A 12,369-nucleotide genomic window follows, 5' to 3' on the forward strand; every position below is an offset into this window, starting at 1 on the left:
CATCATTTTATAATCAATAAAAAAGAATACATTTGCAAAGCTTTTGGTGCTCTATTTGCATTCAGCAAGTGGAGTTAAAAGGGAATCCGGTGTAAATCCGGAACAGTACCCGCTACTGTAAATCTCGTTAATATCCATAGATATTAATTCGTTCTCAACAGTCAAAATCCACTGTCCTATAGGGATGGGAAGGAGTTGAGAATCGGGAAAGTCAGGAAACCTGCCAGGAGATATTGTTTAATTATTGCTTCCGGGAAAAGAAGTTAATGATGATTTGAGTATATTTTCTGATTTCATTTACCTCACATATTCCAGGAATGCATTAGTATATTTTTACTATGCATAAGATTTTTTGTATGTTGTTAATGCAGGCAGTATGTTTCTCTGCATTCTCACAAAATTTTAGCCTTAGTGGCAAGGTGTACAACAAAAACACCAGAGAGGGAATTGATTTTGCTTACGTCTACCTAGATAGTTTAAATACGGCAAGTACCCAAGATGGTGGGCAGTACGCATTAACCAATATAGCCAAAGGCAAATACAGTCTTTGCGTTTCGGTTCTTGGCTACGAGAAGTTCTGCCAGGAAATTGATGTAAACACTTCCAAAAATTTCAATATTGGACTGCAACCAAAATCTTTTACCATTTCTCCTATCGTTGTTACAGGTACAGGTACACATTATAAGATTGATAATGTACCAGTTCAAACAGAAATCATTACCAAAGAGGACATTGCTGACATATCGGGCCGAAATGTAGAAGAAATCATTTCGGGTATCTCCTCTTCTATTGACTACACTACCAGTTCGATGGGTTCCAATATCAAAATTAATGGTTTGGGCAAAGACTATGTATTGATCCTTTTGAATGGCAAAAGATTAACTGGAGGTGTAGGCGGATATGCTGATTTAAACAGAATTAACTCAGCAGACATTGAGCAAATAGAAGTAGTAAAAGGTGCTTCCTCTACCCTATACGGATCCGATGCCATAGCCGGAGTAATCAATATCATCACCAAAAAAGTAAAAGGGAAACGATCTGCAAGCAGTAGTTCCCGCCTGGGTGCTTACGGAGATTTCAAACAGCTGAACTCTTTCACTTTTAGTGAAGGGAAACTATCTGGCAAAACTACTTTTAACTACAAGCAAAAAGCTGGATACCAGTTAAATTCCATGAAGTTTAATAACAAATGGGATTCCAATCACGATTTGCCATTTTTGGTTCATACCTACTATAAACCTGCAAATAAAAGTAAAGCTTATACCATTAGCCAGTTTTTAGAGTATGAGGTAAACCAGAAGTTAAGTTTGAATATGGATTTGTCGTGGTACGAAAAAACACTGTACCTCCCATTCAGAGCGCAAATGCATAACTACTACTACAACAACAGGGCTGTTTCGCTAGGAGGCAAATACAAATTGAAAAATAAAAATTTCCTAAGCTTTAATTTTGATGTAAACAACTACTTGTACTACAAGGAATATCCTTACAAATACAACGAAACCTACATTACAAGTACCGATGTAATCAAGAAGACCTATTATCCGGGTGATCGATTTAAAAACTCAGATGTGGTAAATGTAATTTCGCAGGTAAAAGGGGTTTTTAACATCAACCACAAGAACAAACTAAGCTTTGGAACTGTGCTTAGAGGCGAATACCTAGAAGCGGAATACAGGTTAACCACACCTAAAGTTAATGCCTACACTTACTCCTTGTATGTTCAGGATGAAATGAAGCTAAGTAAAAAATTAGATTTGGTTGCTGGTCTTAGAACCTTGTATCATGATAAAACCGGAATTTCGGTAACGCCAAAACTAAGCATGATGTACAAAGAATCTAAATTCACCCATAGATTTACCTACTCTAATGGCTTTAAAAGTCCTACTTTAAAAGAATTATACTATTACTACGAAAGCAACCGCATGGGCATGTATCGCCTATATCTTGGCAATGAAGACTTGAAAGCTCAGAAATCACATTACTTTTCATTATCAAGTGAATTTAAGGCCAACAAGTTTAAAACGGGCCTAAATATTTACCTGAACAGAATCTACGACAAAATTGATTATAAAATTATTCCTACAACATACGACCATGCACGAAGAGGAATTGAGGAAACAAAAAAGCGTTACAATATAGACGATGCAAGAACCATTGGTGCTGATTGGCACTTTAGTTTCCCTATATTTTCTCAATTGCGATTCAACGGAAGTTACAGCTACGTAAGTGCAAAAAACCTAACACAGGATATCAGATTAAATGGCATATCAGAACACAGTGCAACCTGGAAATTATCCTGGACAGAAAGATGGAACAAGAAGAAACTAAATATTAGTCTATCTGGCGTTTACAAATCAGATCGTTTCTATTTGGAAGAAGATTTGGAGAGAAGTTATGCAGATGCTTACCAAGTTTGGAAACTCTCTTCGAACCTAAGCATTAACAAATGGGAAAACTACAAAATTCGAATCACTGCAGGAATCGACAACCTGTTCGATTATGTAGATGACAGACCATATGGTTCACATTACGGAACCTTAAATCCGGGAAGAACAATCTTTGTAGGGTTGAATGTAAACTTTAGCAAATAAGCTAAAATCCCTTTGGGGATTTATTAATAAAATCAAATTAACAAAAACACAAGACAAAATGAATTTAATCAAAAGATCAGCTATCGCTTTGTGCGCATTAGCAATGGTATTCACTGGTTGTAGTGATGACGACAATGACGACAAGAACACTTTAGGTGACAAAGAAGGTATCCTATTGGTAACTTTTGGATCTTCATTCCCAGATCCACAAGAGACATTCAAGAACATCGATAATGCTGCAAAAAAACGATTTGCCGGTGAAACCATTAAATGGGGTTACACCTCCGATATCATTATCAACAAATTGCGTCAGGGAAATGGAGAAGGTTCTTTAAAAGGACAAATTATCGACAATGACACGCCTCAGGAAGCTTTGGAAATCATGGTAAAGGATGGCTTTTCTAAATTCGAAGTACAATCTTTACATGTTATTCCTGGTGAAGAATTTGACGAGATGAAAGAAGCAATTGTAGTATTTAAAGCTAAATATGAAGGAGTCGAAGTAAAAATTGGTCGTCCTTTATTGGATAGTGATGCCGATATTAAAGCTGTTGCTGAAATTATGGCTGCTAAATTTGCTACTGAAATTACTGAAGGTCCAGTATTGTTAATGGGACACGGTACTCCACATGCAGCGGATGCTCAGTATTTAAAACTTCAAAATGAGCTTCAAAAAATCAATGCTAACTTCTTTGTGGGTACTGTTGAAGGTATAGGTTTTGATGCTGGAAAAACTTCAATTGGTGGTATTCTAACTGAATTGGATAAACTTTCTCCAAAAACGACCAAAGTTACCATTACGCCATTAATGTCTATTGCTGGTGATCATGCAAATAACGATATGAATGGTAACACTGGTGAAACTGATCCTGCAGAACAATCTTGGAAAGAAAGATTAGAAGGAAAAGGTTACACTGTTAATACTGTAATGAAAGGTTTAGGCGATTACAACGAGATTAACAAAATCTGGATGGACCACCTTGAAGATGCTGAATAAACTACTGCCAACATCATATTTTATTTAAAATCAAAGGCAGAAATTTATTTTCTGCCTTTTTTTGTGGCCTTTGCAGAAAAAAGACTACCTCGTGATAAGGTAGTCTTTCGGATTTCACATTTTAAATCAAATATAAGCAACATGCTTGCAGTTAAAATCTTATTTTATTTAGTTACTAAGAACTTTTACTTGTGCAAACTGGCGATGCCCATTCTCTGTTCCATGGTATCCAAAACCACTTTGCTTGGCTCCTACCCAAGGAGCATCTCCACCACCAACACCACTGTTGATTCCAACCATTCCGGCTTCTAATTGCCTGGCTACATTTTTTGCATCTTCTCCACCATACACTACAGCACCCAAACCGTAAATAGTATCGTTGGCAAGGTCAATGGCTTCATCTAAATCGCTGTACCGGCTAATGCTTACAACTGGACCAAATGTTTCTTCGTGTTCCATTAACATTTCTCTGTTAACTCCACTTAATACGGTTGGCACAATATAGTGCTCGGGATGATTTTCACCACCTAATAATAATTTGGCCCCTTTATCAACTGCATCATTAATATGAGCAATAATTTTACTACGCTGAGTATCATTGATAATTGGTCCTATATTTACATTATTATCATCCCAAGCACCTATTTTGTAATATGAAGCAATTTCCTTTACCCTATTTTCAAAAGCTTCTGCAATACTTTCATGTACATAAATACGTTCCGTAGAGGTACACATCTGCCCTGCATTTTCGAAGCTACTTCCTACCGCAAAACGTGCCGCTGAGTCCAAATTGGCATCAGGCAATACAATCATCGGGTCATTTCCGCCCAATTCCATTACCAAACGTTTAATGGAACCCGATGCACGTTTCATGATATCTTTTCCAGCCGCCATAGACCCGGTAAAAGCAATCATTTTGACATCACTATCCACCAATTTTTGTCCTTGCTCTTTGTCGCCATGAACAATTTGCAGCACATTTTCAGGCAAATACTTATTTAATATTTCCACATACTTTTGAGCAATTAAAGGTGTTTCTTCCGATGGTTTAAACACTACTGTATTTCCTGCAGTTAAGGCAGGAATCATAAGGTTTACAGCCATTGCCAAAGGATAGTTCCAGGGCGATATTACGGCTACAACTCCCAGTGGATCGAATTCAATTACTGAACCTCTTCTTTGCTCCGGTTCAATTGCTCTTTTAGCTTCGTTGGCAATATATGGAGCACCGTAGGCTACTCCATTGACTTCGCCTGTTGATCGGCGATAGTCTTTTCCCATTTCTTTGCTAAGTAAAACTGCAAGTTCTTCCGATTTTGAACCAACTTCCTGTGAAGCTTTTTCAATCAGGTCAACACGCTTATCAGCACCTAGAATTCTCCATGCTTTCTGCGCTTTTTTAGCACGATTTACAATTTGTTCTATTTCTGATATGGCTGTGCTTTCAACACTTCCCACAAGCTCGCCATTACTTGGATCGAACGACTTTAAAACTCCAATCATATCTAATTCTTTCTTTAAATAAAACGTTTCATTAATTCATCAATAGTCTGATCGGCATTAGATTCATTGATATTGAACTGGGCCATTGTATTCAGCACACGTTCTTTTCTGTGTGGATCATTAAAATCTTTTATGGATTTCATTACTCCCGATCTTCTTCCCACACTAAATATAATCTGGTCTTCTCTCGATAGATCCAAATACCACTGCAAGGCATTCACCATCTTGTCTTTATCTTGTGCTAATCTTCCTTCTACTTCTTCAATTAAATTCAGAATGTGATCACTTTTAACGTAACTATCTATTCCTTCCAGATTTTTAATCATGGTTTGCAGTTCCTTTGCCATCATGGCATCATTGGTTCTGGTAAAGGTTCCATTTCGATAATCTTCTACCAATAATATATCATCTGGTAAGGCCAAAGTTCTAATTCTTATAAAATCAGGATTGATTTGATTTAAAGCATCGGCAGTATCAAGAGCATTTCCTTCCGAATATTCCTGTCCGCCTAAACCTGGCATGTAATATTCGCTCAATTCAATTCCCGCTCTTTTTACTTTCTGTCCTGCAAGTATGTGTGTTTTTTTGTCAACGCCTTTCTTAACAATCTTTAAAACATCGTCATTAGCCGATTCCATTCCAATATGTATGCGGTTTAATCCTGCATCTGCTATTCGTTTTAAATCTTCATCGCTGATATTGTTAATGGTATGAGAACGTGCATAAGAAGTAACTCGCTCAACATTTGGAAAATAATCGCGCACTCTTTGAAGGATATCAACCAAATCGTCTGGTTTCATTATCATGGTATTTGCATCCTGAAGGAAAATGGATTTCATTCCTGTTTTCAACCATTGTGTAGCCGAATAATAAGCCCATTCGTTATGAATACCTGCAGTCTTTTTTAAAGATTCCACTCTTTTAAGTTCTGCTAAATTGTTGGCTTCTTTGTTCTCTTCAGACAATGCGTCAATCCATAATTTTAGATTCTCGATATCTTCAAATACGTGTTCTATAGAGCGAATGCTAAATTTCTCTCCTTTGTATAATCCACAAAATGTACACTTGTTCCATGAACAGTTTCTGGTTAATCGCAGTAATAAGCTATCGCCTTCGCTTGGAGGTCTTATTGGCCCTACTTCAAAGCCTTTATAATCTTCTTTTACTTTCATGTGTTTTCCCCTAAATGTTTATTTTGATTTTTTTAATAGTAGATACTTGTAACCTGAATCCATTTTATCGATGTGTCTTTGAGCAATATCTTCATCGATCATATATCTAAATGTGCTGAATATATACACGAACAAGGTTAAAGTTACGCCTATTAATATCCACTCATGTCTTGGTAATAATAAAGACGATGCTGTTAGTACAAATACAATACCTGTGTTTAGGATGATGTATTTTCTGATCTTAGGAAATAAGATATAGTATGGAACTTGTTTACCCAGGAAGAAAATTACAATGCCTGCCATGGCTAAAAATCTAAATGTTCCTATTTCCAAATCATTTAATATTGCATGTCTGATTAGATTAGCAATAACTGCCAGTCCCATATACAGGAACAGATTGGGAAAAATAATCAAATAGGCTTTTTTGATGCTTTTATTCTCGGTTAGTAGGTAAATGAAATCGAATAAAATCCACCAAATTCCTCCAATCAGGATAAAACCTGTTATCGTAGCCATAACATTAAATGTATTCCATTGAATCCCCTGTAAAGTATTCGAAAGACTGATCACAGATTCTCCCAACAGAATAATCATTAACAGTCCTGTTCGCTCAACAAGATGCTCACTATGAATTTTGGCGTGCGTCATCTTTCTGCCTAAAATAGGTGGTAGAATTAAATCCAGTAGAATACTCAGGTAAACCACTACATATTTTATTTCGTGATCAATTAATATGGCACTAAAACCAAGCAAGGCATTTATCAAATATACCCTCCCCAACATTTTTGCATGCTTTTCATCCTTCTCATGCTTTTTGTGAGAATTCATGTACAATAAAGCAATAATCACTCGAATGGCTGAGAAGAAACTAATAAATCCATAAAATACCTTGTCAAAATCTACATCAATAAAAACAGATAAGCCAATCATTAAAAACATGATAATCAAGGTAACGAAACGATGATTTTTGCTATCGGTATCATACAAATTGCAGTACACCGTATGATTTGCCCAAAGCCACCAAACCGGAATAAAAACCAATGGAAACTTAATGATGTAATTCCAATCCAGGTGTCCATCGTGAGTATGAGCCAACATATGAGTTATGCTACTAATAACCACGACAAAAACCAAATCGAAAAATAGCTCCAGCCAGGTAGCTTTTCTGTCTTTATTGAAATACTGTAGAATTTTCATGTTTGAATGTAATTGTTAGATTATTCAATTTCTCATGTATGGAAAATTAAATTCCTTTTAATGCTTCCAGAATATCTTCAGGGTTTGCACGCATAGTGTAGTCCTCATCAGCAAATGCATAGCGAATGGTGCCTGTTTGATCTACAACATAAGTAGCAGGTAGTGGCAATTCAACCTTTTTGCTGTTGTTGTGTTTCTTTAGGTCTAGTCCAAAGCCATTGTAGGCCTCATCAAGATATTCCGGGAATTCGAATACAATTCCAAAGTCGCGAGCCAGCTTATTATCAGTGTCTGTCAGTACTTCAAATTTCAGTTCATTCTTCTCCACGGTAGACATTGAGTTATCAGGTTTTTCAGGAGAAATGGCAATTAGCTTTGTACCCAGATTCTCAAACTCCGGCAGGAATTGCTGCAGAGCTCTTAGCTCCAAATTGCAATATGGACACCATCCTCCCCTGTAGAAATTGATTACTATTGGATTATTTTCCAAAATTTCCTTGCTACTCACTTTTTGATCTTTGGCATTGTTTAAAATAAACATGGGAATTGTATCCCCAACCTTCAATCCTTGACTGGCAAAGTTCATATCTCTTAGTTCCTGAATTTGCTTGTCGAACTTGGTGGTTGTCTCTTTCGGCATATCCTGATACACCTGCTTTTTAAATGCTTGCAATTTGTCTTGTAACATGCTTGTTTAGTTTTAAGTATTTATAAATCTTTCCATTTCTAATGTTGAAACAATCTGAACCATCTATTCCTGCTTGTCAAGTGTAGAAGATAGATCCGTCAGGCTATCGACAATTGTACTTGGTTCAATCACGCCATGCGAATCACTTGTCCAGGGATCAAATATGATTTTCGGATTACGCTGTACCCAGACAGAACGAAATCCATAAGCAATGGAACCTATTACATCAAAAGGATTACTTGAGATTAACCATGTATTCGACTTTTGAGAACCTGTTTCATGCATAAAGTGTTCGTATGTATTCGGATTTGGTTTAAAGATCTGCACATCCTCAACACTGACTATCCCATTAAAGTAATCAGTTAGATTTGCATTGCTAAGGAGTTGTTTTATTGCCTCTTTACTTCCATTTGAAAAAGCATACAATTTATGGTTCGCATTTTTAAGTTTTTGCAAACCTTCCTCAACATCCGGGAAAGCAGGTAAAACCTTATATTGATTCATTAATTCACTTTTTTGGCTTTCCGTTAAATCTGTTCCAAACAATCTATTGCAATAATCCAGCGCATCCTTTGTACATACTGAGAAATCTTCATATTGCTTCATGAGTCCCCTTCTAAAAGAGTATTCAAGCTGTTTACTTCTCCAGCTTTCTGAGAAAATCTTTGCCTTTTCGCCAATCATCTCTTCTAACATTTCAACAACACCAGCAGTGTTGATCAGTGTTCCGTAAATATCAAATGCCAAAGTATATTTCATTTGTATGCCATTTTATCATGATTAAAAAATGAACCGAACCAACAACAGTCCTATTTTTGGTATCCATCGAAGTCAGAATTGCTCGCCACAAATTCATTGCAGCAAGCAACAAGTTCAATTTCCTAGTTATTTCTGATTTGTGAAATACACTGACCCAGAATCATACCACATGATTTGCCACGTGCGCACGTTGTTTCAGCTAATAAATCTGTATCTATTGACTCGACTGATCGGTTTTTAACCAATGCAGATATCGACTTTGGGTGCCCCATGCATCCTTGACGTGTAAATTTTATATCAAGGTTTCGAATAATTTGTTCCGAACCATTTTCATCAATATCAAACACCCATGTTTTCATACATGTATCCTCATTTGAAACATCAAACTCTAATCTTTTCATAAGTATCAAAATTTTATTGCCTGCCGCATAAGAAATACGGCAAGTAAGCATGTTGAATTAGTTTAATTGTGTAATTATTTTGGTCATGTGATCTTTCAAACGAATCAGATCCTGTTCTGCCTGTGGTTCTTTTATCACATTAAAAGCTCCAAAACTTTCTATGGACTCCATTCCACAAAATTCATTGATTTTGTGCAAGTGAAACAGTGATTCATCAAGACTTTTTCCTTCAAAGAATTGCTCAGTATCGTTATAAGCATATGCCGGAGAGTTAGCGGTAATGGAGAACATGTATTTCTTTCCATTCATCATCCCGTTTCCATATCCATACTTCTTCCCTTCTTCGCCCATTCCAAAAAACACACCATGAGCATATACCTCATCAATGTACTTTTTCATTAAAGCAGGAGCTGAGAACCAGTAAATAGGAAACTGAAATATAATAGCATCTGCTTGCTTGAACTTCTCTTGTTCCTCTTCCGGATTGTATCCATCCTTAATGATGGTTTTGGTAATGGTAAACTTACCTTTTAGCTGATTTTCAATCTCATCAAACATGGTTTGATTAAAGCGACCTTCTGCAAATGCGTAAGGCTCATGTCCGTTAATTAATAATACTTTCTTCATCGTCGATTTCTATATCTTATACAATATTTATTTCTGGTCTTTTTATCTCTTGCAGCTTCCCTTATTACACGAATGATCATTAGAATCTGCATCAACCTTTTGCTCATTCAACCACGTGTTTAAAATGCTTTGTACATTTTCAAAAGCTTGAAAACCTGGTGTGATCATTGTAAGACTGCTGTCCTTTTCTCCAATTAAGCTTGGAAATCCTGTTACGCCTAACTCCCTGCTTTTCAAAAATCCCTGATTGGTTTTCAGAAAAATGTCCTTGGAGTTGAATTTCTCTATAAAAACTTCCCTTTCTATACCAAACTTCTCAGCAAGATCTGCTAATATCTCTTCCTTAGTAATGTCTTTCCCTTCCGCATAAAAGTTTGACTGCATTAGCTTCAAAAACTCATAGGATTTTTCAGGAACCAATTCCTGAATAACATGAAATGCCCTGCTAGATGGTTCTGTATCGTAACAAAACTTGTCATGAACAAACTTCATTGAATAATCGAATGCTTGTCCACTTGCCAGGTTAACGCTTGCCCAGGCTCTTTGTAACATGTTTTTGTATTTTTCGGACATTACCTCTTTGTTTCCAGGGGAGTATCCACCTGGAATAATTTCTATCTCTACCTGAGGATAATTCTCCTGAATCTTGTCAATGACCGTAGTAAAGCCATAACACCAAGAACACATCGGATCGGAAAAATATAACAACTTCATACGCTTCTTATTAGGTTCTGATTATTGAATAGTGACCTTACCTGGTCATTAACTCTTGTTATTACTCTACAAACTTGAATTGATCATCAATTTCAGGATGAATAATATGAGCTGCATAATTCACGATTGTTTTTCTCCCCACATGTACAAGAATCTCATACAAGCGTGCTCTATCAATATTCATCTTTTCAATCTTAGTTAAATCTTTTTCACTCAAGTGACCTCTCTTATCCAAAATTGTATTGGTAATCCATACTAGGTTTCCAAGATGTTTATCGCTAAGCTTTTTACCTTTTCTAATTGCAAGAACATCTTCATGTGACACTCCGTTTAATTCTGAAAATTTTGAATGCATACTGGTACAATATGCACAAGCATTGTAAACTGAAGTTGCCAATTGAACCACCTGTTGCTCTTTTTGTGTTAGATATGCAGCATGCATAATTTTGTCCGACTCTGTATAAACCAATGGAGCTACAGGACTTTTAGACATTTCTACCAAAAGGTTTGGAACAAATCCAAAATCAGCTTTAATCTTAGCTCTTGTTTCTTCACTGGTCATTTTTTTATCTTGTGCATTCCCTGGTAAAACAAATATCAGGCTTAGTATTACTGTAATCAAACTTAGTTTCGTTACTGATTTCATAATTGTAATTTTTGAATGAATTAGTTTTGTTTATTTAATAATTACATGCATGTCAATTTATTTTGTTTTAGATCTAGCTTTACAGTGAATTTGAAATATTGCTTTCGTATTAAATCGGTATTTATAGATTATTTCATTGTTTTATCTAAATCTTCGATACAAAGTAAAATTATTTATATATATTTGCAAAACAGAAAAAAACGATAGATTAATCGATAATAACGATCATGAATATTCAATTCATTAAATACTTTGTTGTTTTATCAGAAACACAAAGCTTTACAAAAGCCGCTGAAAAGATGTTTGTAGTACAATCGACCTTTTCGGCAGGTATTAAGAAGCTTGAAGAGCACTTCGATTGCAAACTATTTCATAGGGACAAACGAAATGTTAGCCTTACAAAAGATGGAGAAGCACTTCTGCCAAAAGCCAAACAGCTTCTATCGCTATGGAATTCCATAGAAACTGATTTTGAAAACTCAGAAGTCAAGTCACTAAAAGTAGGCGTATTGGACGACCTGATTAGTGATGCTTTTGTTCCCATGTTAAAATCTTTTAAGGAATTACATGGCCACATTAAAGTGGAAATCATTGATAATGCCAGAGACGTATTGGTGGAGAGATTGGTAAAACAAGAATTAGATGCCATCTTCATTGACAATGAACACATCGATCCGATCAATTTCGATAAAAAATTAGTGTACGAAGAGATATTAGAAATCGCCGTTCCAAAGAATCACTTTTTGGCCAATAAGGAACAGTTGGAACTAAAGGCTATTCATCAATTGCCATTTATTGAAAGATGTAATTGCAAACTATTCAATGAAGTACAATCAACATTGGATGAAAGAGATATTAAACTGGAAAAGGTATTCTCGGCAAAGACCAATGAAACTGCTGCATCGCTGGTAAACTCCGATTTAGGAATAACATTATTGGCTCGACCTGAAAAGGAGGTTGAAGGAGTTAAGTTTATTCCAATTTGTGATGCAGACTTTGTTAGAGAAATTGTGCTTGTCTGGAGAAGGGATAACAAATCTAAGGCACTTGAATTTTTTATTGGATAACTTT

Annotated in this window: 12 protein-coding genes and 1 riboswitch; of the genes, 3 read left to right on the top strand and 9 right to left on the bottom strand. The window is 36.0% G+C overall.

The window, feature by feature from the left end; all coding sequences use genetic code 11:
• The first annotated feature begins 27 nt into the window (after positions 1 to 27).
• A riboswitch (cobalamin riboswitch) is annotated at positions 28 to 243 on the top strand.
• Positions 244 to 338: 95 nt separating this feature from the next.
• Both M0051_RS04200 and M0051_RS04205 read left to right on the top strand, forming a co-directional pair.
• Complete coding sequence (locus tag M0051_RS04200; protein ID WP_306740295.1) at positions 339 to 2,594, top strand: TonB-dependent receptor; 2,256 nt, start codon at positions 339 to 341, stop codon at positions 2,592 to 2,594.
• A 58-nt stretch (positions 2,595 to 2,652) separates the two neighbouring features.
• Positions 2,653 to 3,591, top strand: a complete 939-nt coding sequence (locus M0051_RS04205; protein ID WP_306740296.1) for a sirohydrochlorin cobaltochelatase — start codon at positions 2,653 to 2,655, stop codon at positions 3,589 to 3,591.
• 168 nt (positions 3,592 to 3,759) lie between these two features.
• On the opposite strand, the gene M0051_RS04210 is transcribed toward M0051_RS04205, so the two are convergent.
• From M0051_RS04210 to M0051_RS04250, 9 genes are all read right to left on the bottom strand, one after another.
• Positions 3,760 to 5,094 carry an aldehyde dehydrogenase gene (locus tag M0051_RS04210; RefSeq protein ID WP_306740297.1) on the bottom strand — a complete coding sequence of 445 codons (1,335 nt, stop codon included), beginning with the start codon at positions 5,092 to 5,094 and terminating at the stop codon, positions 3,760 to 3,762.
• Between the two features lie 14 nt (positions 5,095 to 5,108).
• Positions 5,109 to 6,266, bottom strand: a complete 1,158-nt coding sequence (locus tag M0051_RS04215) for a radical SAM protein (protein ID WP_306740298.1) — start codon at positions 6,264 to 6,266, stop codon at positions 5,109 to 5,111.
• Positions 6,267 to 6,284: 18 nt separating this feature from the next.
• On the bottom strand, positions 6,285 to 7,463 hold the full coding sequence (locus M0051_RS04220; protein ID WP_306740299.1) for a low temperature requirement protein A: 1,179 nt from the start codon (positions 7,461 to 7,463) through the stop codon (positions 6,285 to 6,287).
• 46 nt (positions 7,464 to 7,509) lie between these two features.
• A complete protein-coding gene (locus M0051_RS04225; protein WP_306740300.1) occupies positions 7,510 to 8,151 on the bottom strand; it encodes a peroxiredoxin-like family protein in 642 nt (213 codons plus the stop codon).
• A 63-nt stretch (positions 8,152 to 8,214) separates the two neighbouring features.
• A complete protein-coding gene (locus M0051_RS04230) occupies positions 8,215 to 8,910 on the bottom strand; it encodes a haloacid dehalogenase type II (RefSeq protein WP_306740301.1) in 696 nt (231 codons plus the stop codon).
• A 122-nt stretch (positions 8,911 to 9,032) separates the two neighbouring features.
• The gene (locus tag M0051_RS04235) at positions 9,033 to 9,311 is read right to left on the bottom strand and encodes a TSCPD domain-containing protein (protein WP_306740302.1); all 279 of its coding nucleotides are present in this window, start codon (positions 9,309 to 9,311) and stop codon (positions 9,033 to 9,035) included.
• Between the two features lie 57 nt (positions 9,312 to 9,368).
• Entirely contained in the window at positions 9,369 to 9,938 is a 570-nt protein-coding gene (locus M0051_RS04240) for an NAD(P)H-dependent oxidoreductase (protein WP_306740303.1), read from the bottom strand.
• A 42-nt stretch (positions 9,939 to 9,980) separates the two neighbouring features.
• The gene (locus M0051_RS04245; protein ID WP_306740304.1) at positions 9,981 to 10,652 is read right to left on the bottom strand and encodes a DsbA family protein; all 672 of its coding nucleotides are present in this window, start codon (positions 10,650 to 10,652) and stop codon (positions 9,981 to 9,983) included.
• A 61-nt stretch (positions 10,653 to 10,713) separates the two neighbouring features.
• Positions 10,714 to 11,298 carry a carboxymuconolactone decarboxylase family protein gene (locus tag M0051_RS04250; RefSeq protein ID WP_306740305.1) on the bottom strand — a complete coding sequence of 195 codons (585 nt, stop codon included), beginning with the start codon at positions 11,296 to 11,298 and terminating at the stop codon, positions 10,714 to 10,716.
• 227 nt (positions 11,299 to 11,525) lie between these two features.
• Here M0051_RS04250 and M0051_RS04255 point away from each other — a divergent pair, with 227 nt between their 5' ends.
• On the top strand, positions 11,526 to 12,365 hold the full coding sequence (locus tag M0051_RS04255; protein ID WP_306740306.1) for a LysR family transcriptional regulator: 840 nt from the start codon (positions 11,526 to 11,528) through the stop codon (positions 12,363 to 12,365).
• The last annotated feature ends 4 nt before the right edge of the window (positions 12,366 to 12,369 follow it).

Origin of the sequence: Marinifilum sp. D714 (genome assembly GCF_030851345.1) — a bacterium.
Classification (GTDB): Bacteria; Bacteroidota; Bacteroidia; order Bacteroidales; family Marinifilaceae; genus Marinifilum.

What these genes read in the sequence shown, in the direction of transcription:
- M0051_RS04200 (WP_306740295.1), top strand. Translation starts at nt 339, where the DNA reads ATGCATAAGATTTTTTGTATGTTGTTAATGCAGGCAGTATGTTTCTCT.
- M0051_RS04205 (WP_306740296.1), top strand. Translation starts at nt 2,653, where the DNA reads ATGAATTTAATCAAAAGATCAGCTATCGCTTTGTGCGCATTAGCAATG.
- M0051_RS04210 (WP_306740297.1), bottom strand. Translation starts at nt 5,094, where the DNA reads ATGATTGGAGTTTTAAAGTCGTTCGATCCAAGTAATGGCGAGCTTGTG.
- M0051_RS04215 (WP_306740298.1), bottom strand. Translation starts at nt 6,266, where the DNA reads ATGAAAGTAAAAGAAGATTATAAAGGCTTTGAAGTAGGGCCAATAAGA.
- M0051_RS04220 (WP_306740299.1), bottom strand. Translation starts at nt 7,463, where the DNA reads ATGAAAATTCTACAGTATTTCAATAAAGACAGAAAAGCTACCTGGCTG.
- M0051_RS04225 (WP_306740300.1), bottom strand. Translation starts at nt 8,151, where the DNA reads ATGTTACAAGACAAATTGCAAGCATTTAAAAAGCAGGTGTATCAGGAT.
- M0051_RS04230 (WP_306740301.1), bottom strand. Translation starts at nt 8,910, where the DNA reads ATGAAATATACTTTGGCATTTGATATTTACGGAACACTGATCAACACT.
- M0051_RS04235 (WP_306740302.1), bottom strand. Translation starts at nt 9,311, where the DNA reads ATGAAAAGATTAGAGTTTGATGTTTCAAATGAGGATACATGTATGAAA.
- M0051_RS04240 (WP_306740303.1), bottom strand. Translation starts at nt 9,938, where the DNA reads ATGAAGAAAGTATTATTAATTAACGGACATGAGCCTTACGCATTTGCA.
- M0051_RS04245 (WP_306740304.1), bottom strand. Translation starts at nt 10,652, where the DNA reads ATGAAGTTGTTATATTTTTCCGATCCGATGTGTTCTTGGTGTTATGGC.
- M0051_RS04250 (WP_306740305.1), bottom strand. Translation starts at nt 11,298, where the DNA reads ATGAAATCAGTAACGAAACTAAGTTTGATTACAGTAATACTAAGCCTG.
- M0051_RS04255 (WP_306740306.1), top strand. Translation starts at nt 11,526, where the DNA reads ATGAATATTCAATTCATTAAATACTTTGTTGTTTTATCAGAAACACAA.